General features: G+C 73.0%; 18 protein-coding genes. 4 read left to right on the top strand and 14 right to left on the bottom strand.

Going from position 1 to position 20,254, the window contains the following annotated elements:
- Positions 1-31: 31 nt before the first annotated feature.
- The 7 genes from DPM19_RS03410 to pgsA form a co-directional block, all read right to left on the bottom strand.
- Positions 32-646, bottom strand: a complete 615-nt coding sequence (locus tag DPM19_RS03410; RefSeq protein WP_111863260.1) for a DUF6928 family protein — start codon at positions 644-646, stop codon at positions 32-34.
- Between the two features lie 130 nt (positions 647-776).
- Positions 777-1,706, bottom strand: coding sequence for a pyridoxal 5'-phosphate synthase lyase subunit PdxS (gene pdxS / locus DPM19_RS03405; RefSeq protein WP_111863259.1), 930 nt, complete (start codon positions 1,704-1,706; stop codon positions 777-779).
- Positions 1,707-1,802: 96 nt separating this feature from the next.
- On the bottom strand, positions 1,803-2,813 hold the full coding sequence (locus DPM19_RS03400) for a DUF3048 domain-containing protein (protein ID WP_111863258.1): 1,011 nt from the start codon (positions 2,811-2,813) through the stop codon (positions 1,803-1,805).
- A 96-nt stretch (positions 2,814-2,909) separates the two neighbouring features.
- A complete protein-coding gene (locus DPM19_RS03395; RefSeq protein WP_111863257.1) occupies positions 2,910-3,443 on the bottom strand; it encodes a LemA family protein in 534 nt (177 codons plus the stop codon).
- Entirely contained in the window at positions 3,436-4,593 is a 1,158-nt protein-coding gene (locus tag DPM19_RS03390) for a glycosyltransferase family 4 protein (protein WP_111863256.1), read from the bottom strand. Before DPM19_RS03390 ends, DPM19_RS03395 begins: the two co-directional genes overlap by 8 nt.
- Positions 4,594-4,609: 16 nt before the next feature.
- Entirely contained in the window at positions 4,610-5,515 is a 906-nt protein-coding gene (locus DPM19_RS03385) for a phosphatidylinositol mannoside acyltransferase (protein ID WP_111863255.1), read from the bottom strand.
- Positions 5,512-6,138, bottom strand: a complete 627-nt coding sequence (pgsA, locus tag DPM19_RS03380; RefSeq protein WP_111863254.1) for a phosphatidylinositol phosphate synthase — start codon at positions 6,136-6,138, stop codon at positions 5,512-5,514. Before pgsA ends, DPM19_RS03385 begins: the two co-directional genes overlap by 4 nt.
- Positions 6,139-6,414: 276 nt before the next feature.
- On the opposite strand from pgsA, the gene DPM19_RS03375 reads away from it, so the two are divergent.
- A complete protein-coding gene (locus DPM19_RS03375; RefSeq protein ID WP_111863253.1) occupies positions 6,415-8,607 on the top strand; it encodes an elongation factor G-like protein EF-G2 in 2,193 nt (730 codons plus the stop codon).
- 72 nt (positions 8,608-8,679) lie between these two features.
- On the opposite strand, the gene DPM19_RS03370 is transcribed toward DPM19_RS03375, so the two are convergent.
- Entirely contained in the window at positions 8,680-9,273 is a 594-nt protein-coding gene (locus DPM19_RS03370) for an HIT family protein (RefSeq protein ID WP_407642470.1), read from the bottom strand.
- 172 nt (positions 9,274-9,445) lie between these two features.
- Here DPM19_RS03370 and DPM19_RS03365 point away from each other — a divergent pair, with 172 nt between their 5' ends.
- Positions 9,446-10,009 (top strand): Asp23/Gls24 family envelope stress response protein, encoded by a 564-nt coding sequence (locus tag DPM19_RS03365; RefSeq protein ID WP_111863252.1) that lies wholly within the window; start codon positions 9,446-9,448, stop codon positions 10,007-10,009.
- Positions 10,010-10,035: 26 nt separating this feature from the next.
- Here the strand turns inward: DPM19_RS03365 and DPM19_RS03360 are convergent, their stop codons facing one another.
- Both DPM19_RS03360 and thrS read right to left on the bottom strand, forming a co-directional pair.
- On the bottom strand, positions 10,036-10,602 hold the full coding sequence (locus tag DPM19_RS03360) for a hypothetical protein (RefSeq protein WP_146778728.1): 567 nt from the start codon (positions 10,600-10,602) through the stop codon (positions 10,036-10,038).
- A gap of 89 nt (positions 10,603-10,691) precedes the next feature.
- Positions 10,692-12,662, bottom strand: a complete 1,971-nt coding sequence (thrS, locus tag DPM19_RS03355; protein ID WP_111863250.1) for a threonine--tRNA ligase — start codon at positions 12,660-12,662, stop codon at positions 10,692-10,694.
- Between the two features lie 447 nt (positions 12,663-13,109).
- Between thrS and DPM19_RS03350 the strand changes: the two genes are divergently transcribed.
- On the top strand, positions 13,110-14,399 hold the full coding sequence (locus DPM19_RS03350; RefSeq protein ID WP_233509780.1) for a sensor histidine kinase: 1,290 nt from the start codon (positions 13,110-13,112) through the stop codon (positions 14,397-14,399).
- Positions 14,400-14,426: 27 nt separating this feature from the next.
- Complete coding sequence (locus DPM19_RS03345) at positions 14,427-15,083, top strand: response regulator (RefSeq protein ID WP_111863249.1); 657 nt, start codon at positions 14,427-14,429, stop codon at positions 15,081-15,083.
- A gap of 35 nt (positions 15,084-15,118) precedes the next feature.
- Here the strand turns inward: DPM19_RS03345 and DPM19_RS03340 are convergent, their stop codons facing one another.
- The 4 genes from DPM19_RS03340 to DPM19_RS03325 form a co-directional block, all read right to left on the bottom strand.
- Positions 15,119-16,318, bottom strand: coding sequence for an acetate/propionate family kinase (locus tag DPM19_RS03340; RefSeq protein WP_111863248.1), 1,200 nt, complete (start codon positions 16,316-16,318; stop codon positions 15,119-15,121).
- The gene (pta, locus tag DPM19_RS03335) at positions 16,315-18,378 is read right to left on the bottom strand and encodes a phosphate acetyltransferase (protein WP_267900863.1); all 2,064 of its coding nucleotides are present in this window, start codon (positions 18,376-18,378) and stop codon (positions 16,315-16,317) included. Before pta ends, DPM19_RS03340 begins: the two co-directional genes overlap by 4 nt.
- 73 nt (positions 18,379-18,451) lie before the next feature.
- Positions 18,452-19,408 carry a quinone oxidoreductase family protein gene (locus tag DPM19_RS03330; RefSeq protein ID WP_111863246.1) on the bottom strand — a complete coding sequence of 319 codons (957 nt, stop codon included), beginning with the start codon at positions 19,406-19,408 and terminating at the stop codon, positions 18,452-18,454.
- A 52-nt stretch (positions 19,409-19,460) separates the two neighbouring features.
- A complete protein-coding gene (locus tag DPM19_RS03325; RefSeq protein WP_111863245.1) occupies positions 19,461-20,201 on the bottom strand; it encodes an SDR family oxidoreductase in 741 nt (246 codons plus the stop codon).
- Between the last annotated feature and the right edge of the window lie 53 nt (positions 20,202-20,254).

Genomic DNA, 20,254 nt, shown 5'->3' with positions numbered 1-20,254 from the left:
GAACCGGTCTTCCCATCACCCCGCGCTGCTCTCAGCCGAGTTTGAACCTTCGGACCGGGAGTTCCAGGGGCAGGAAACCGTCGTCGCCGCGATCGGCGAGGCCGCGGCCGAACAGGTGCGTGCGGGCCAGTTCCAGCCCGAACTCCTCGGGGTCGAACGGCAGGGGGACGTCCAGCCCGTCGGCGTCGACCGACTTCCAGTACGGCTCCTCGGCCGCCAGCCGCGCGCCCTGGTCGACGACCACGCCGTCCTCGACGGTGACGAAGACGTCGCGCAGCAGTTCGCCGCGTTCGTACCAGCGCCACCAGCAACCGGAGATCACCGAGTGCAGGACCAGCACCCCGCAGTTCGCCTCGGGCAGGGCCGCGGCGATGGTGTCGGCGACCCGGCGGGCGTCGTCGTCGAGGCAGAACAGCCGCCGGTCGCAGACGAGCAGGGCGTCCTCGTACACGCCGACGAACAGCTCGTCCTGGTAGGGCCAGAGGGCGAAGTCGAGCATGGTGTCGCCGGTCTCGACGAGGTTGGCCGCCGGGTAGAGCCGGTGCGCCAGCCCGGCCGCGGCGGCCGGATCGGGGGTCAACCCCGGTCGGAACACCGTGGCGGGATCACCCGCGATCACGCAGGCCAGCGCCACCGACCACACCATGCACGTCCCCTTCCGCGGGCCGTTCGCGAACCTCGGTCACCCCCGACCAGCCCGGTCCCGCCCGGCCGCGCGGCCAGCGTAACCCGCGCGGCACGCGCTGTGGAGAGGCGGGGAGAAGAAACCGGCCCGGTCACCAACCCCGGCCGGCGTACCGCTCGGACTCGGGCAGGGTGTCGACGTTGATGCCGACCATGGCCTCGCCCAGCCCGCGCGACACCTTGGCCAGGACGTCGGGGTCGTCGTGGAAGGTGGTGGCCTTCACGATGGCCTCGGCGCGCTGGGCGGGGTTGCCGGACTTGAAGATGCCCGAGCCGACGAAGACGCCTTCGGCGCCGAGTTGCATCATCATGGCCGCGTCGGCGGGGGTGGCGATGCCGCCGGCGGTGAACAGCACCACGGGCAGCCGGCCGGCCTGCGCGACCTCCTTGACCAGCTCGTAGGGGGCGCGCAGCTCCTTGGCGGCGACGAACAGCTCGGTCTCGTCGAGCGTGGTGAGCCGCTTGAGCTCGGCGCGGAGCTGCCGCATGTGCCGGGTCGCCTCGACGACGTTGCCGGTGCCGGCCTCCCCCTTGGAGCGGATCATGGCCGCGCCCTCGGCGATGCGGCGCAGCGCCTCGCCGAGGTTGGTGGCGCCGCAGACGAACGGGACGGTGAAGGCCCACTTGTCGATGTGGTGCGCCTCGTCGGCGGGGGTCAGCACCTCGGACTCGTCGATGTAGTCGACGCCGAGCGCCTGGAGGACCTGGGCCTCGACGAAATGGCCGATGCGGGCCTTGGCCATCACCGGGATCGAGACGGCCTCGATGATGCCGTCGATCATGTCGGGGTCGCTCATCCGGGCCACGCCGCCCTGCACCCGGATGTCGGCGGGCACCCGTTCCAGGGCCATGACGGCGACGGCACCCGCGTCTTCGGCGATCTTGGCCTGCTCGGGGGTGACGACATCCATGATCACGCCGCCCTTGAGCATTTCCGCCATCCCGCGCTTGACCCGGGCGGTCCCGGTCGCGGCGGCGGTCGGGGCTGCGGACTCGACGGGAGCGGAACTGTCAGTGGACACCGGTTTTTACCTCACATGAGCGGACGACATGGACCTTTCCATGATATTGCCTGCTCGTTGCAGTGTTCGACGCGCCGTCCTCCGGAGACCGCCGGGTCAGGGGATCCGCGGCGGGCCGTCGTTGACCAGCACCACCCAGACCTGCCCGGGGGCGAAGGTCATGGGGGCGCCGGCGGCGGTGGTGAAGGTGGTGCCGGACTCCTCGTTCGGCCGGGACCACCGGGCGTCGTAGGCCTTCCCGTCGCGCAGCACGGTGGCCCGGCCGGTGCCGGTGGTATGGATCAGCGGCGTGTAGGAGCCCAGGAAGTCGTGGAACCGCGACCGGGTGGTCTTGGCGTACTGGACGACGATCGTCTGCCCGCCCAGCACCCCGCCCTCGGCGGCGGTGTTGCTCCGCCCGCTGTGCGACGACAGCCAGCGCTTCTGGGCGGCCGACCAGCGGAAACCCATGGTCTCTGAGGGCCAGCGGGCGGTGAAGCTGGTGCGGGGCTTGCCGCCCTCGGGGGCGGGGCCGAAGCGGAAGCCGATGTTGCGGGGTCCGGACGCCTTCGGCGCCTGGGCGAGCAGGGCCCGGGGGCTGCTGAACAGGTTGTAGGGGATCGACCGGCCACCGCCCACCCGGAAGTAGGAACTGCCGCCGTTGTCCTGGGAGATGTCGTAGAGCTTCGACCGCCGGATGTAGGGCTTCATCTTGCTCTGCACGCCGGAGAAGGCGAAGGCCGGCCGGCCGTACGCGCTCAGGATGTGCAGGTCGGAGATCCGGGCGCTGCGAACCGGGCCGACCCGGCGCGGCAGCTTCGAGGAGAAGATCGCCATCAGCCGGGTCTCGCCGCCCTCGACCTGTTCGACGTAGATGATGTCGGCCGAGCGCAGGCCCTCCTGCGGGTGGGCGGGACGGGTGTTGTCGATCTTCACGGCGAGTACCGGGTTCTGCAGCCCGGTCCGGCCGCCGGTGAAGGGGTGCGTGGCGGGCGGCGTCGGCGTGGGGGTCGGCGTGGGAGTGGTGGTGCCCGGGCTGACCGGCGGGACGGCCTTGCGCCCGTCCTCCGAGCAGGCCGACACGCCCGCCAGGGTGACGGCGCCGAGAATGGCGGCCGTACGAAGCATGGCAATGCGCACAATCAACCCTTTCCGCTACCGGCTTCGGAGAGTAGCGGACGCCTTTGACCCGTCGGGCCGGTTACCGGCCGATCATGGGCTGGTTCACAGTTGCGGCGGCGCGTCGTCGATCTCGAAGAACCCCGGCGCCGGGGCGTTCCCGGCCAGCGGCAGCATCCGGATCAGCAGTTTGCGCCGGGCGATCAGCGTGGCGGCCACGGCGTCGTTGTAGAACCGCCGGGCGAAGGTCACCTTCTGGACGGCCGCGTCGAGCTCGTCCAGCAGGGCCGGGCCGTCGCCCCGCTCGACCACGGTGGCCCGGAAGTCCGGCTGCTCGGAGACCGCGCGCAAGGCCCGGGACAGGTCGCTCTCGGCGAACTCCCGGGATTCCGCGTCCGCGGTCCGGGCCTCGTGCGCGGCGGTCGCCAGCACCAGGCTGGTGGCCGGGTCCAGCAGCCGGGAGGCGGCCAGTTCCAGCACCACCGCGGCCCGGCGGACCAGCGCGGCGTCCAGCGCGGCCCGGGCGGTCTCCACCCGCACGTGCAGCCGGTCCAGCCGGGTGGCCCGCCACGACACGTACACGCCGACGAGGAACACGACGGCGATCCAGAACAGGACGTCCACCAGCCGGCTAGGCACCGGACTCCACCACCCCGGCACCCGGGACCACCACGGTCTCGTACACCCGCAGCACGTCCCGGGCCACCGTGGACCAGTCGTAGGCGCGCACCGCGGTCCGCGCCTCGGCGGACAGGTGTTTGCGGCGGGCCGGGTCGTCCAGCAGTTCGGCGGTCGCCTCGGCGAGCGCCGCGGCGTCGCCGACCGGGAACAGCACCCCGGCCCGCCCGTCCAGCAGCACCCGCCGGAACGCCTCGATGTCGCTGGCCAGGAGGGGCGCGCCCGCGGACATCGCCTCGGCCAGCACGATGCCGAAGCTCTCACCGCCCAGGTTGGGGGCCACGAACACGTCGACGGAGTGGTAGGCGCGGACCTTGTCGGCCTCGCTGATCATGCCGAGCACCACCACCCGGTCGCGCAGCGCCGGCGAAACCTTGTCGAACACGTCATCGGCGTCGCCCGGCCCGGCCACCAGCAGCCGCAGCCCGGGGCGCTGCGGGGCCAGGATCTCGAAGGCGCGCAGCAGCACCTGAAGGCCCTTGCGTGGCTCGTCCATCCGGCCCAGGAAGCCGATGGCGCCGGCGCCGTCCCGGGGCTCGGCGCCGTCACCGCGGCCCGCCCAGCCGGGCAGCGGTTCGGCCATCGCGTACCGCTCGGTGGTCACCCCGTTGGGGATCAGCACGGCGTCGCCGCCCAGGTGCTCGACCAGGGTGGTGCGCGCGGCCTCCGACACCGCGATCCGACCGGTGATCTTCTCCAGCGCGCTCTGCAGGATCGGAGCGGTCGCCGAGACCATCCGGGACCGGGTGTAGGAGGCGTGGAAGGTACCGACGATCGGACCTTCGGCGGCCCAGCAGGCCAGCAGGCCGAGCGAGGGTGCCGCGGGCTCGTGGACGTGCAGCACGTCGAAGTCGTTGTCGCGGATCCAGCGCCGCACCCGCGCCGCCGACAGGAACCCGAACGCCAGTCGCGCCACCGAGCCGTTGTAGGGCACCGGCACGGCGCGGCCCGCCGGGACCACGTAGGCGGGCAGCGGGGAGTCGTCGTCGGCGGGGGTGATCACCGACACCGCGTGGCCGAGCGCCAGCAGCGCCTCGGCCAGGTCGCGGATGTGCTGCTGCACCCCCCCGGGAACGTCCCAGGTGTAGGGACAGACGATTCCTATCTTCATCCGGCGCGCTCCGGTCTCACAGGTCCTCCAGCCACACCCGCTGGAGCATGTGCCAGTCCTCGGGGTGGGCGACGATGCCCGCGGCGAAGGCGTCCGCGACGCCCTGGGTCATCGCCCGCGCCTTCTCCTGCCGGGTGCCCTCCGCGGGCACCGGGATCTCCTCGTGCACGCGGGCGCCCCAGTGCTCCCCTTCGTACCACAGGGTGGCCGGGAACAGGGCCGCCCCGGTCTGGGCCGCCAGCGCGGCGGCGCCCCCGGGCATCCGGGCGGGCCGGCCGAAGAACTCGACCTCCAGGCCGCTCTCGGTGAGGTCGCGGTCGGCCACGATGCAGACGCACCCGCCGGCGCGCAGCCGCCGGGCCAGGGTGCCGAACACCGTGGCGCCGTTGCCGCCGCCCAGCGCCAGCACCTCCATGCCCAGGCTCTCGCGGAAGGCCACGAAGCGATCGAACAGCGACTCGGGCCGCAACCGCTCGGCGACCGTGGTGAACGGATACCCCTGGTACACCAGCCAGGCGCCCGCCTGCTCGTAGTTGCCCATGTGCGGGAGCGCGACGACCGCGCCGCGCCCGGAGTCCAGGGCCTCGAACAGCGCCTCGTGCCCGGTGATCCGCATTCCCGCCAGGACGCGCTCGCGGCTCATCTCCGGCAGCCGGAAGACCTCCAGCCAGTAGCGCAGGTAGGAGCGCATGGACCGCCTGCTGAGCGCGCGGACCTCGGCGTCGACCGCGTCCTTGCCCAGCACCCGGCACAGGTTCTTCTCCAACTGCCGCACACCGGCGCCGCGCCGCCGCCAGGTGCGGTCGGCGATGGCCATGAAGACCTGCCGGGCGGCCCGTTCGGGCATCTTGCGGACCACGGTCCAGCCCAGCGCATAGAGGGCGTCCGTCGCCTCGTCACGGCTGGGTGGTCGGAGGGTCACTTGTGCTCCGGGACGGGCTGCGCGGCGGACTGCCGGTAGACCACCGCGAAACGCTGCGCGACGGTCACCGTGCTGGCGGCGGCCAGCAGCCAGAGGCCGGCGGCCAGCACGTACGGCACGCCCAGGCCGTCGAGCCCGGCCACCACGAGCACCACGAGCACCCGTTCGGCCCGCTCGGCGATGCCGACGTCGCAGACGAAGCCCAGCCCCTCGGCCCGCGCCTTGGCGTAGGAGACGACGGCGCCGCACACCAGGCAGTACAGGGCCAGCGCGGCCAGGCCGGTCTGCGTGCCGGCCCGCTCGCCCACCAGCCAGAGCGCCAGCCCGGAGAAGATCGCGGCGTCGGCGACCCGGTCCATGGTGGAGTCGAGAAAGGCCCCCCATCGGCTGATCTTGCCGGTGACGCGGGCCACGGCCCCGTCCAGCATGTCGAACAGCACGAACGCGGTGATGAACATCGTGCCCCAGAAGAGCTGGCCCCGGGGGTAGAGGCCGAGCGCGCCCACCACGACGCCGACGGTGCCCACGACGGTGATGACATTGGGAGTCACTCCGGTCCGGGCGACCGCCTGCCCGATCGGGGTCAGGACGCGTCCCAGCACGGGCCGCAGTTGGTTAAGCATCGCCGTCGATCCTGTCCGCTGTCGTTCCCCGGAACCTGTCCGCAAAGGGCCCGACCATCGTAGTGGCTGGTGAGGCGCCCGGTGTCCGAACCACCGGATGCCCGGCTCCGCCAGGGCCTGGGTCGGGCACATTACCGGTTTCCTGGAGTTTCCCTCTTGTTTTCGGTCGCTGAGCGGGGAAGGGTGATGATACGGATGTGACGCCCGTCACGTCACGAGCGTCACTCCCGGCAATGCCGGAGGGCCCGCACGGGCCCCGCGCCGAGGAGGTAGCTCATGGCGGACAAGGCAGCGCACCCGGGAGCCGCGGGCAGGGCACCGGAGGCCGACCGGCCTGACAGGGTGCGCAACGTCGCGCTGGTCGGCCATTCGGGGGCGGGCAAGACCACGCTCGCCGAGGCGATGCTCGCCGCGACCAAGACGATCCAGCGCCCCGGCCGGGTGGAGGAGGGCACCACGGTCGGTGATCACGATGAGGTGGAGGTGCGCCAGCGGCGCTCGGTGAACCTGTCCCTCCTGCCCTTCATGCACGACGGCGTGAAGGTGAACCTGATCGACACTCCCGGATACCCCGACTTCGTCGGTGATCTGCGGGCCGGGCTGCGGGCCGCCGATGCCGCGCTGTTCGTGGTCTCGGCCGTCGACGGCGTCGACGGGCTGACCCGCATGCTGTGGGAGGAGTGCGCGGCCGTCGGGATGCCCCGGGCCGTGGTCATCACCAAGATCGACCAGGTGCGCGGCGACTTCGACGCCGCCCTGCTGGCCTGCCAGGAGGCCTTCGGCGACAACGTGCTGCCGTGCTACCTGCCGGTGATCGACGCCGGCGAGTCGGACCAGCGTTGCCAGGGCCTGATCGGGCTGCTCTCCGGCCGGTGGATCGACTATTCGGGCGGCGGGCGGGACGACTGCGAGCCCGGCCCGGAACTGGCCGACAGCATCGAGGAGCGGCGCTCCGCGCTGATCGAGGGAGTGATCCAGGAGAGCGAGGACGAGACGCTCATGGACCGCTACCTCGCCGGCGAGGAGATCGAGGTCGGAGCGCTGATCGACGACCTGGAGAAGGCGGTGGCCCGGGGCGGATTCCACCCCGTGCTGACCACGGCGGTGCCGCACGGCGACCACCCGGGACCGGTGCTGGGCGTGATCGAGCTGCTGGAGGTCGTCATCCGCGGCTTCCCGTCGCCGCTGGAGCACCCCGTCCCGTCGGTGATCGAGGTGTCCGGGAACCGCCCGGCCGAGGTCGGCTGCGACCCGGCCGGCCCGCTGGTCGCCGAGGTCGTCAAGACCATGTCCGACCCGTACGTGGGCCGGGTCTCCCTGGTCCGGGTGTTCTCCGGGACGCTGCGGCCCGACACCACGGTCCACGTGTCCGGGCACGGCCTGGCCGACCGGGGGCACGAGGACCACGACGTCGACGAGCGGGTGGGCGCCCTCACCTCGCCGCTGGGCAAGGTGCAGCGGACCGTCAACGAATGCCGGGCGGGCGACATCTGCGCGGTCGCCAAGCTGACGCGCGCGGAGACCGGCGACACGATCTCCGACCGGGAGCGGCCGCTGCTGATGCGCTCCTGGGAGATGCCCGACCCGCTGCTGCCGGTCGCCATCCGGGCCACGTCCAAGGCCGACGAGGACAAGCTCTCCCAGGCGCTCGGCCGGCTCGTCGCCGAGGACCCCACGCTACGGCTGGAGAACAACGCCGAGACCCGGCAGCTCGTGCTGTGGTGCATGGGCGAGGCCCACGCCGACGTGTTCCTCGACCGGCTCCGCTCCCGGTACGGCGTCTCCGTGGAGACGGTGGAGCCACGGGTGCCGCTGCGCGAGACCTTCGGCGGACCGGCCGAGGGACTGGGCCGGCACGTCAAGCAGAGCGGCGGGCACGGCCAGTACGGCATCTGCCACATCACCGTGGAGCCGCTGCCGTCCGGGACGGGCTTCGAGTTCGTCGACAAGATCGTCGGTGGGGTGGTGCCGCGCCAGTTCATCCCCTCGGTCGAGAAGGGGGTGAAGACCCAGATGGCCCGGGGCGTGCTGGCCGGCTACCCGATGGTCGACATCCGGGTCACCCTGGACGACGGCAAGGCGCACTCGGTCGACTCCTCCGACATGGCCTTCCAGACCGCCGGGGCGCTGGCGCTGAAGGACGCCGCCGCCAGGGCGTCGACCCGGCTGCTGGAGCCGGTCGACGAGGTGGCCGTGCTGGTCCCCGACGATTACGTGGGGCCGGTGATGTCGGACCTGTCGGCCCGGCGCGGGCGGGTGCTCGGCTCCGAGCCGGTGGCCGGCGGCCGCACCCTGGTCCGGGCGGAGGTCCCGCAGTTGGAGATCGTCCGCTACTCGATCGACCTGCGCTCCATGTCCCAGGGCACCGGCACGTTCAGCCGCTCGTTCCTGCGGTACGAGCCGCTGCCCGCGCACCTGGCCGGCAAGGTGGCCGGTGACGCAACGGGGAAGACCGCCATGTCGGCCTGACGCCCGCCCGGCCGCCCGGCGGCGGCGCGCATGCCGCGGTACCGCCGGGCGGCCGGTACCGGCCGGCCTCGATCAGTCCTGCGGCCAGGCGTCGGCCAGCAACTGCCGGGTGTCGCGCAGCAGCTGCGGGAGCACCTTGGTGCGGCCGACGACCGGCATGAAGTTGGTGTCGCCGCCCCACCGCGGCACCACGTGCTGGTGCAGGTGGGCCGCGATCCCGGCCCCGGCCACCCCGCCGAGGTTCATGCCCACGTTGAAGCCCTGCGCCCCGCTGGCCTTGCGCAGCGCGAGCAGCGCGCGCTTGGTGAGCTCGGCGAGTTCGCCGGTCTCGGCGGCGTCGAGGTCGGCGTAGTCGGCCACGTGCCGGTAGGGGACGACCATCAGGTGCCCCGAGTTGTAGGGGTAGAGGTTGAGCACCGCGTACACGGCCTCGCCGCGGGCCACGACCAGCCCGTCCTCGTCGCTCATCCCGGGGATCTCGCAGAAGGGGCAGCCCTCCCCCGGCCCGGTGCCGGTGGGCTTGTTCTCACCCTTGATGTAAGCCATCCGGTGCGGGGTCCACAGCCGCTGGAAGCTGTCGGGCACGCCCGCTCCGCGCTGCTCCTCCTGGGCGGCAGCGTCCCAGCGCGCCTCCGGCGCCGCTGCGCTGTCGGGCTCTACGCTCAAGACGGCGCTCTCCTTCTCCTCGGCCTGACAAGCAGCATATTGAGCGGAGCGGGCCGTGCCACCGCGGGGATACCCGCCCGTACAACGCTTCGGCGAACTCTTCGCCGCCTTTCTGGCACACTGCATTCGCCTCCGACACTATGAGATCGCTTCCTCAGGCTGGAGATGATCGATGACCGACCTCGGCACCGGTTTCGCCGGCCCCGGTGACGACCCCTCCGGAGTCCCCAGGCGACCCCGGCCCTTCTTCCCCTCGCCACCCGGGTCGTCCGGTTCACCCCTGTCGGCGCCCGCCCCCGCCCCACAGCAGGTACCGGTCGCGACGCGGCAGGCCACGCCGGCCCCGGCGCCGGCCCTGGGCGATCCCACCCGGACCGATCCGGACGCGGGGGCCACCATCGCGGCGACGCCCAGCGCGGTCGTCAAGGGGAGGATCACGATCGGCGACGAAGTGGTGGAGAAGATCGCGGCCTTCGCCGTGCTGGAGGTGCCCGGGGTGGCCGGGCTCGGCGCCGCCCCCGACCGGGAGCGTCCGGTCCGGGTGCGCAAGCAGGACTCCGAGATCGCGGTCGAACTCTCCGTGGTGGTCGAGTACGGCAGCGTGATCATGGATGTGGCCAAGCGCGTCAAGGCGAACGTCGCCCGGGTGGTCGCCCTGATGGTGGGCCTGCGCGTGACCTCGGTGGACGTGGACGTGGAGGACGTGCGGCTGCCGGAGGGCGCCGGCACGCGCTGAGCGGGCCCGAGATGGCCCGAGCCGGCTCAGCCCTGGGCGCGGGCCGCGCAGGCCCGGTAGCCGGAGGTGTCCAGGACGGTGACCATGATCCGTTGCACCGCGCCCGCCGTCACCCCGGGGAACTCGAAGGTGTGCGGCCTACCGCGCACGGTGGCGTTCTCGCTGACGGGCGGGCCACCGCGCAGCTCCACCGCCACGTTGACGAGTGCGACCTCGGTCGGGCGCACGGTGACCCGGAGCCCGTCGGCCGCGTAGCGGTGCACCGCCGTGGCGGTGGAGCAGGCCGGGGCGGCGCCCCCGACCCGGGCCGGCGGGTCGATGCCCGGACCCGGCCGCGGGTCGCGCCCCGCTCCCGGGCCGGGGGTGCCGGTGGGGACGCCCCCCGGGCGCACGGGGGGCACCGACCAGCCCGGCGACGCCCCGGGCGGCACCGGGCCACCGCTCGCGTCCTTACCGGCCGCCGGGGCGTCCGGCGGGGCGCCGTCCCCGACCAGCGGTGTCACCAGCACCGCCACCGCGAGCAGCACGAGCAGCATCGCACCGCCGTAGCCGAGCAGCCGGGATCGCCCGGCCCGGGGCAGCATGCGCCTCATCGTCGAATTCTCCGGATCGGCAGGGGGTGACCGAGGTTACCGGGCCGCCGGGGTCGTCTCCCGGTCATGGCGGAGACGACCCCGGCGGATCAGATCTGGACGCGGCTCTCGACGGTCTCGACGATCTCGGCCACCGCCGCGTCGATCGACACCCCGTTCTTCTGCTCGCCGGAGCGGTAGCGGAAGGACACGGCGTCCTTGGCGACATCGTCGTCACCGGCCAGCAGCATGTACGGGATCTTCTGCTTCTGGGCGTTGCGGATCTTCTTCTGCATGCGGTCGGCGGAGGTGTCCACCTCGACCCGCACGCCCCGCTCGCGCAGCCGGGCGGCGATCTTCTCCAGATGCGGGACGTGGGCGTCGCCGATCGGGATGCCCACCACCTGAACCGGTGCCAGCCACGGCGGCAGCGCCCCGGCGTAGTGCTCCAGCAGGATGGCGAAGAACCGCTCCACCGAGCCGAACAGCGCACGGTGGATCATGTACGGCCGCTGCCGGCTGCCGTCGGCCGCCTGGAACTCCATGTCGAAGCGCTGCGGCAGCTGGAAGTCCACCTGGAGGGTGGACAGCTGCCAGCGCCGCCCGATCGCGTCCCGGATGTGCACGTCGATCTTGGGGGCGTAGAAGGCGCCCTCCCCCTCGGCGATGACGTAGGGCAGCCCGGCCTGCCCCAGCGCGTACTCCAGCGCGGCCTCGGCCTTCTCCCAGTCGGCCGGGTCGCCGACGAACTTCTCCGGGCGGGTGGCCAGCTCGGCCTCGAACTCGGTGAGCCCGAAGTCGCGCAGCAGCCCCACCACGAAGTTGAGCAGGGCGGCCAGCTCGTCCTGGAGCTGGTCGGGGGCGCAGAAGATGTGCGCGTCGTCCTGGGTGAAGCCGCGCGCCCGGGTCAGGCCGTGCAGCACTCCCGACTTCTCGAACCGGTAGACGGTGCCCAGCTCGAACATCCGCAGCGGCAGCTCGCGGTAGGACTTGCCGCGCGCCTTGTAGATGGTGATGTGCATCGGGCAGTTCATCGGCTTGGGGTAGTACGCCGCGCCGTCCATCTCCATGGGCGGGTACATGCCGTCGGCGTACCACGCCAGGTGGCCCGAGGTCTCGAACAGGGTGGACTTGGCCAGGTGCGGGGTGACGACGAACTCGTAGCCGTCCTCCTCGTGGCGCTTGCGGGAGTAGTCCTCCATCACCTTCCGGACGATGCCGCCCTTGGGGTGCCAGACCGCCAGCCCGCCGCCGATCTCGGTGGGGAAGGAGAACAGGTCGAGCTCGGTGCCGAGCCTGCGGTGGTCGCGTTTCTCGGCCTCCGCCAGCAGGTGCAGGTACTCGTCCTGCGCCTCGCGGGACTCCCAGGCGGTGCCGTAGATCCGCTGCAGCTGCGGGTTCTTCTCACTGCCCCGCCAGTACGCGCCACCCGAGCGCATCAGCTTGAACGCCGGGATGGTGCGGGTGGTGGGCAGGTGCGGGCCCCGGCAGAGGTCCTTCCAGCACAGCTCGTCGGTCTTGGGGTCGAGGTTGTCGTAGATGGTCAGCTCACCGGCGCCGACCTCGACGTCGGAGCCGTCGTCGGCCGAGGCCCCGCCCTTGAGGCCGATCAGCTCCAGCTTGTACGGCTCGCCGGCGAGCTCGGCGCGGGCCGCGTCGTCGGAGACCGCTCGGCGGGAGAACCGCTGGCCCTGCTTGACGATCTCGCGCATCCGCTTCTCGATGCGCTTGAGGTCCTCGGGGGTGAACGCCGCGGGGACGTCGAAGTCGTAGTAGAAGCCGTTCTCCACCGGCGGGCCGATGCCCAGCTTCGCCTCCGGGAACAGTTCCTGCACCGCCTGGGCCATGACGTGCGCGGTCGAGTGGCGCAGGATGGCCCGGCCGTCGGGAGAGCCGATCTCCACCGGCTCGACGGCGTCGCCGTCGCGGACCGCGTGGGCGAGGTCGCGCAGCTCACCGCCGACCCGGGCGGCGATCACGGTCTTGCCGTCGGCCGCCAGGACGTCCCCGGCGGTGGTCCCGGCCGGCACCACCCGTTCGTCTCCGTTGAGGGTGACGCGCAGCTCAGACACGGTGGACACGAAGAACTCCCTGGTCACAATGGTGGTAGGAACCCGCCGCTGGTCGGCTGGGCACCGATGCTATCGAGTCGGGCACGGCCCGTTTCATGCTCTCGCCTCCCGTCATGGCCGGGAGCCCGGAACGCACGAGGCCCCGGGAGCTCCCGGGGCCTCGTCGTGGTGTGCGGTGTCAGCGCACGCGAACCGGCCGCCGGGGATTCCCCGGCGTCGTCGTAGTAAGCGCGGCCGCCACAGGCCCATGGTAGCGCCGCCACGCCATGGCATGTCCGCTGGTTCGCGTCCCTCGGGCCCGCCGCACGAGCCGGAACCGGAAAACCGTGCGCGGGGCCGCCCCGCCGATCTCGCCCCGTTCGCCCTGGTGCCCGGCTGATACCGGGGAGCCGTGCCGTATCTCCCTCCCCAGGGGCATCCGCGCCCAGGCCGGGGCGTCCTAGGCTCGGGGGCAAGATGACCGACCACTTCTTCCTCGGCGGGCCGGCCCACCCACCCGCCCACGACCCCGAGCCGGGCCACCTGTTCGGGGCCGTCCGGGACGCCGTGCTGCGGGCCCCCCTGCCCCCGCAGCGGACGATGCCGTGGATCTCCCACCCCGCGGCACGGCTGACCGTGCTCGCCGTCGCGCTGGCCCTCACGGTCGGCTGGGCGGGCGGCACGATCGCCATCCACATCGCCGTGCTCCACCTGCACCCCTTCTGGGGCGCGGTGCTCGGCCTGCTCCAGTGCGGCCCGCTGCTGTTCGCGGTGTTCCGGCCGCTGGTCGCCTGGCGAATCTCCGCGCTCGGCATGTTCCTGGGCGTCCTGACCGTCACCTCGCAGACCGACGGCGAGTTCTGGCCCTGGCCGGTGACCTCCTTCCTCGCCCAGATCGTGCTGGTGTTCCTGGTCGCGACGGCCTACCAGCGGCGGATCTCGGGAGGCGCGGGGGTGGTCGTGGTGTTCGGGCTGTTCGGCTCGGCGATCGTGATCGGCGGGATGCCGAGCTGGTTCGGTCTGATCCTGACCGGCATCGTGCTCTTCGCGCTGGTGCTCGGGGACGCGGTCGGCGGGCGGTACGCGGCCGAGGCCAGCCTGGCCGAGCAGGCCGAGCTACGCCGCCAGGAACTGGCCGCCCACGCGGTGCTGGAGGAGCGCGCCCGGATCGCACGCGAGTTGCACGACGTGGTCGCCCACCACATGTCGGTCATCGTGATGCAGGCCCAGGCCGCGCCGTACAAGATCCCCGATCTGCCCGAGCCGGCCAAGGAGACCTTCTCCGTGGTCCACGACGCCGCCCGGCAGGCGCTGGCCGAGACCCGGCGGGTGGTCGGCCTGCTGCGGGCCGAGGACGAGGCAGCCGAGCGGCTGCCCCAGCCCGGCCTCGACCGGCTCGACGAGCTGACCGCCGCCGCGCGGCGCTCCGGCCTCGACGTCGCCGTCTCGATCGTGGGCATGCCGCGGCCGGTCACCGCCGGGGTCGACCTGTCGGCGTACCGCATCGTGCAGGAGTCGCTGAGCAACGCCGCCCGCTACGCGCCCGGCTCGCGGGCGGGAGTGGAGGTCCGGTACGGGAACGACCTGCTGCGGGTGACCGTCACCGACGACGGCCCGCACGGCGAGCCCGCCGAGCCCGGTGGCGGGCACGGGCTGGTCGGTATGCGCGAGCGGGTGACGATGCTCGGCGGAACGCTGGCGGCCGGGCCACGCCCGGACGTACCAGGGTGGACCGTGCTGGCCGAACTCCCCTACGGGGAGGACTGAGCCGCCGCCGCGCCCTAGAGTGATCGCGTGACGATACGGGTGCTGATCGCGGACGACCAACTGATGATCCGCGACGGGCTGGCCGCGGTGCTGTCCTCCGACCCCGAGATCGAGGTGGTCGGGCAGGCGGGCAACGGCCGGGAGGCCGTCGCGCTGGCCCGTGAGCTGTCGCCCGACGTCATCGTGATGGACATCCGGATGCCCGAGATGGACGGCCTGGCCGCCACCGCCGAGATCGTCGGGGACACCCCCGAGAGCGGGCCGCGGGTGCTGGTGCTGACCACCTTCGACCTCGACGAGTACGTCTACGAGGCACTCGGCTCGGGCGCCAGCGGGTTCCTGCTCAAGGACGCCGCCGCCGCCGACCTGATCCAGGGGGTGCGGGTGGTGGCCGACGGCGACGCCCTGCTGGCCCCCTCGATCACCCGCCGGCTGATCGGCGACTTCGCCCGCCGCCGCAAGCACCAGCGGCCGAGCCCGACGGCCACCGCCTCCCTCACCCCCCGCGAGATCGACGTGCTGCGGCTGATCGCCCGCGGGCTGTCGAACGCCGAGATCGCCGCCGAACTGGTGCTGGCCGAGCAGACCGTCAAGACCCATGTGGGGCACGTGCTGACCAAGCTCGCGCTGCGCGACCGCACCCAGGCCGTCGTCTACGCCTACGAGAACGGCCTTGCCGGCTGAAACGGCCGGCTGAAACGGCCGGCTGAAACAGTGGACTAGGCGCCGCGCACCGCCTGCACCGCCCCGGCGGCGATCTCCCGCTCCTCGTCTGTGGGCACCACCAGCACCGCCACCTCGCCGTCCTTCGGGGAGATGAACCGTTCGCCCCCGCCGGGCGCGGTGTTGCGGCCGGCGTCCACGGCGATGCCGAGCCGTTCCAGACCGGCCAGCGCCCGGGCCCGGGTGCGCGCGTCGTTCTCGCCGACCCCCGCGGTGAAGACCACCGCGTCGACCCGGCCGAGCACCGCGTAGTAGGCGCCGACGTACTTGCGGATCCGGTGGACGTAGACGTCGATCGCCAGCGCCGCCGCCGGGTCACCGGCGTCCACCAGCCGCCACACCTCCCGCATGTCCCGGGCGCCGCACAGGCCCTCCAGCCCGGCGGCGGTGTTGAGCGCCTTGTCGGTCTCCTCCGCGGTCATCCCGCGGGTGCGGGCGAGGAACGCCGGCAGCGCCGGGTCCACGTCGCCCGACCGGGTGCCCATCACCAGCCCCTCCAGCGGGGTCAGCCCCATCGAGGTCTCGACGCTGCGGCCGCCGGCCACCGCGGTGACGCTGGCCCCGTTGCCCAGGTGCAGCACGATCGAGTTCACCTCGCCGGGCACCCGCCCGAGCAGCGCCGCGGCCCGCCGCGACACGTACGCGTGGGAGGTGCCGTGGAAGCCGTAGCGGCGTACCCCCAGCTCGGCCGCCCAGTCGCGGGGCACCGCGTAGGTGTGGGCCGCGGGCGGCAGGGTCTGGTGGAAGGCGGTGTCGAAGACAGCCACGTGCGGCAGTTCGGGGAAGGTCCGCCGGGCCGCCCGGATGCCGGCCAGGGCCGGTGGGTTGTGCAGCGGTGCCAGCGGAATGAGCTCCTCGATCGTCTGCTCCACCGACTCGTCGATCACCACCGGGGCGGAGTAGCGGTCGCCGCCGTGCACCACCCGGTGCCCGACCGCGGCCAGCCTGGCGTCCGCCAGGTCGGGGCCGGCCTCGGCGAACGCGGCCTGGAGCGCGGCCAGCGCGCTCTCGGTGTCGGGGTAGGGGCCGGGCCGCTCGTACGGTTCCTCGCCGGGGCCGTGGTGGACGAGCCGACCCCCGTCCTCGCCGATGCGCTCGACGAGCCCGCCGGCCGCCCGGTGGCCGGTGGCGGGGTCCAGCAGCGCGTACTTGATTGATGACGAGCCCACGTTCAGGACGAGTACATGTCGGGTCACGGGGGCTGCTCTCCCTGGGCCTGGATGGCGGTGATCGCGACGGTGTTGACGATGTCCTGCACGGTGGCGCCCCGGGACAGGTCGTTGACGGGACGGCGCAGCCCTTGGAGCACCGGCCCCACGGCGACGGCCCCGGCACTGCGCTGCACGGCCTTGTACAGGTTGTTGCCGGTGTTGAGGTCGGGGACGATGAAGACCGTGGCCCGGCCCGCGACCTCGCTGCCGGGCAGCTTGGCCTGGGCCACCGCGGGCTCCACGGCGGCGTCGTACTGGATCGGCCCTTCGACCGGCAGGTCGGGCCGCCGCCCGCGGACGAGCCGGGTGGCCGCGCGCACCCGCTCGACCTCCTGCCCGGTGCCCGACTCGCCGGTGGAGTACGACAGCATCGCCACCCTCGGCTGCACCCCGAACCGCTCGGCGGTGGCCGCGGAGGCGATCGCGATGTCGGCGAGCTGCTCGACGGTGGGCTCCGGGTTGACCGCGCAGTCGCCGTACACGAGCACCCGGTCGGGCAGGCACATGAAGAACACGCTGGAGACGACGCCGGCCCCGGGCCGGGCCCGGATGATCTCGAAGGCCGGCCGGATGGTGTGCGCGGTGGTGTGCGCCGCCCCCGAGACCATGCCGTCGGCGAGCCCGAGGTGCACCATCAGGGTGCCGAAGTAGGACACGTCGGTGACGGTGTCGCGGGCCAGGTCGTAGGTGACGCCCTTGTGGGCGCGCAGCCGCGCGTACTCCTCGGCGAACCGGTGCCGGATGCCGGGCTCGTGCGGGCTGAGCATCCGGGCGGTGGCGAGGTCGAGGCCGAGCTCGGCGGCCCGGGCCCGGATCTGCTCCTCCTCGCCGAGCAGGGTGAGATCGGCGACGCCCCGGCGCAGCAGGATGTCGGCGGCCCGCAGGATCCGTTCCTCGGTTCCCTCGGGCAGCACGATGTGGCGGCGGTGGGCGCGGGCCGCCTCCAACAGGTCGTATTCGAACATCACCGGGGTGACGGCGGTGCGGGTCACCCGCAGCCGGTCGAGCAGCCCGGCACCGGGCCCGTGGTCGGCGAACAACCCCAGGGCGGTCTCGATCTTGCCTTCGGCGTCGGGGGTGAAGGTCCCCTCGACGGCCGACAGCCGGGTCGCCGTCTCGAAGGTGTCCTCTTCGGTGATGACGACGGGCAGCCGTACCGCCATCCCGTCCAGCAGGCGGGCCACCGGCTCGGGCAGGTCCATGCCGCCGGTCATGACGACCCCCGACAGCGCCGGGAAGGTGGGGGCGGCGTGCGCGGCGACCAGGCCGGGCAGCAGCGCGGCGGCGCGGTCGGACGGGATGATGACCGTCACCCCCTCGGTCAGCCGGTTGAGGATGTTGGGCAGCGACATGGCGCCCACCATCAGCCCGCCCACCTCCCGGCCCAGCCGCTGCTCGTCACCGATCATCAGGTAGCCGGAGCAGGCCGTCATCAGGTCGTTCATCGTGGGCGCGGCCAGCCGCGGCACCTCGGGGAGCACGAAGACCGGCGGCTCGGCCCGCGCCAGCCGGGCGGTCGTCGCGGCCAGCCCGGCCGGGTCGACCCGGGTGATCACACAGCCCAGCGCGGCGGCGTGCTCGCGCCGTATCTCCTCGACGGCCAGCCCGACCACGGCCGCGACGTCCTCGGGGGTGCGGCGGCGCCCGCTGACCACGAGCATCACCGGAGTGCCCAGGTGCGCGGCGAGTTGGACGTTGAACTCGAACTCGGTGGGCGCCCCCACCCCGGTGTAGTCGGTGCCGACGACGACCACGGCCTCGCACCGGGCGGCGAGTTTGCGGTAGCGGTCGACGATCTCCGCGACGGAGCCGTCGGGGTCGGCGTGCACCCGCTCGTAGGTCACCCCGGTGCAGTCGGCGTAGCCGAGGTCGAGCTTGAACCGGGCGCGCAACGTCTCGACCAGGTTGTCGGGGACACCCGACCGGACGACCGGCCGGAACACCCCGATCCGCCCGGCCCGGCGGGCCAGCAGCTCGGTCATGCCGAGCGCCACGGTCGCCTTCTTGGTCGCCGCGTCGATGGCCGCGATGTAGATGCCGGTCACAGTCCCAAACCGTACAGAGTGCATGGCCCCGCCCCGGTCAGGACGGGGCCGTGCGCCCCTCTAGCGGGCAGGTCTAACGGGCAGGGTCGAGCACCAGCTTGCCCGTGGTGCGCCGGGCGCGCATGTCCTCGTGCGCCCGGCGGGCCTCCGACAGCCCGTACTCGCCGCCGGAGATCACCCGCAGCCGGCCGTCGGCGACGAGCCCGAACAGCTCCTTGAGCGCGGTCCCCATCACGTCGCCGGGCAGCCGGAACACGTGCGCCAGCCACATCCCGGAGATCGTGGTGGAGTGCGACATCAGGCTCTCGGGCCGCACCGGGCGCGGCGGGACGCGCGAGGCCATGCCGTAGAAGGCCAGGCGGCCGAACGGCGCCAGCGCCGCCAGGCTCTGGTCGGTGACCGTGCCGCCGGTCATCTCCAGCACCACGTCGACCCGGCGGCCGCCGTTGGCCTCGATCAGCGCGGCCTTCATGTCCTCGGCCCCCGCGTCCACGGCGACGTCCGCCCCCAGCTCCAGGGCGAGCCGCCGCTTCTCCTCCGACGAGGCGGTGGCGATGATCCGGCCCGCGCCCCACGCCCGGGCGAGCTGGATCGCCAGCGTGCCCACGCCGCCCGCGGCCGCGTGCACCACCACCGACTCCCCCGGCTGGAGATGGACGTTGCGGCGCAGCAGGACCCATGCCGTGGCGCCCTGCACGATCATGCCCAGCGCGGCCACGTCGTCGACCGCGTCGGGCACCTCCCAGGCCATCGCGGTGGGGGCCACGGCGCGCTCGGCGTAACCGCCGGTCCCGCACAGTGCCACCACCCGGCGGCCGTCCGCAGCGCGCCCGACGACTTCGCCGCCCGGCACCAGCGGCAGGCTCGTGGCCGACAGGTAGGAGTTCTCCGCCTGGTGGGTGTCGGCGTAGTTGATTCCGGCCCGGGAGACCTCCACGAGCAGTTCGCCGGTGCCGGGTTCGGGGTCCGGCAGGTCGGTGAGCCGCAGCACCTCGGGGCCGCCGAACTCGGTGATCTGGATCGCGCGCATGCCTGTCCTCCCTGTCCTGCTGTCCTGCCTGTCCTGTCTGTGTCCGTGCCGGTCAGCGCGGGCCCGGGACGCCGCGGAACTTGAACGGCTCGGGGGTGCGGCCGGGCACTACGTACCATGCCTCTCCGGTGCCGCCGCCGGCGAGGATCTCCATGAAGCCGTCGATCACCGTCTCCACCGGCAGGATCGGGAAGTCCAGGGCGTCCCTGAGCGGCCCCAGGATGTCGGTGTCGGCGAACGACGGGCACAGCGCGTTCACCCGGATGCCGGAGCCGGCCTGGGCCTGGGCGAGCCCGCGGACCAGCCCGACCACCGCGGCCTTGTTGGCCCCGTAGATCGGGTCGAACCCGACGGCGGTCAGCCCGGCCATGCTGGCGGTGGCGATGATGTCGCCGCCGCCGCGGGCGCGCAGCGCGGGCAGCGCGGCGTGCACGCCGTACACCACCCCGTCCAGGTTGATGGCCATCGCCCGGCGGTAGATCTCCGGGTCGAAGTCGTCCTCCAGGCCGCAGCCGGTGGAGATCCCGGCGTTGAGGAAGGCGATGTCCAGCCCGCCGAACTCGTCGGTCGCCACCTTGACCGCCGCGACGCTGGCGGCGGGGTCGCGCACGTCGCACCGGACGAACACGCCGCCCAGTTCGGCGGCGAGCGCGGTGCCGCGCTCCTCCTCGATGTCGGCCAGGACGACCTTGGCCCCCTGACCGGCCAGCCGGCGGGCGACCCCGGCCCCGATCCCCTTCGCACCACCCGTGATCAGCACGACCTTGCCCGCGGCGTTGTCGTCGGCGCCCATTCCAGTCCCTTTCGTCTGCTCGACTCGCTGCGCCCGGCGGCTCGTACGTCCCG

This window comes from Actinomadura craniellae, from assembly GCF_003289645.1.
GTDB lineage: Bacteria > Actinomycetota > Actinomycetes > Streptosporangiales > Streptosporangiaceae > Actinomadura_D > Actinomadura_D craniellae.
Note: the sequence above shows the minus strand (reverse complement) of the source record. Positions and strands in the feature narration are given on the sequence as shown.

Excerpts from the sequence above, each read along its gene's own strand:
- DPM19_RS03410 (WP_111863260.1), bottom strand. The coding sequence starts at position 646 with ATGGTGTGGTCGGTGGCGCTGGCCTGCGTGATCGCGGGTGATCCCGCC.
- DPM19_RS03400 (WP_111863258.1), bottom strand. The coding sequence starts at position 2,813 with ATGCTTCGTACGGCCGCCATTCTCGGCGCCGTCACCCTGGCGGGCGTG.
- DPM19_RS03390 (WP_111863256.1), bottom strand. The coding sequence starts at position 4,593 with ATGAAGATAGGAATCGTCTGTCCCTACACCTGGGACGTTCCCGGGGGG.
- pgsA (WP_111863254.1), bottom strand. The coding sequence starts at position 6,138 with ATGCTTAACCAACTGCGGCCCGTGCTGGGACGCGTCCTGACCCCGATC.
- DPM19_RS03375 (WP_111863253.1), top strand. The coding sequence starts at position 6,415 with ATGGCGGACAAGGCAGCGCACCCGGGAGCCGCGGGCAGGGCACCGGAG.
- DPM19_RS03365 (WP_111863252.1), top strand. The coding sequence starts at position 9,446 with ATGACCGACCTCGGCACCGGTTTCGCCGGCCCCGGTGACGACCCCTCC.
- DPM19_RS03360 (WP_146778728.1), bottom strand. The coding sequence starts at position 10,602 with ATGAGGCGCATGCTGCCCCGGGCCGGGCGATCCCGGCTGCTCGGCTAC.
- DPM19_RS03350 (WP_233509780.1), top strand. The coding sequence starts at position 13,110 with ATGACCGACCACTTCTTCCTCGGCGGGCCGGCCCACCCACCCGCCCAC.
- DPM19_RS03330 (WP_111863246.1), bottom strand. The coding sequence starts at position 19,408 with ATGCGCGCGATCCAGATCACCGAGTTCGGCGGCCCCGAGGTGCTGCGG.
- DPM19_RS03325 (WP_111863245.1), bottom strand. The coding sequence starts at position 20,201 with ATGGGCGCCGACGACAACGCCGCGGGCAAGGTCGTGCTGATCACGGGT.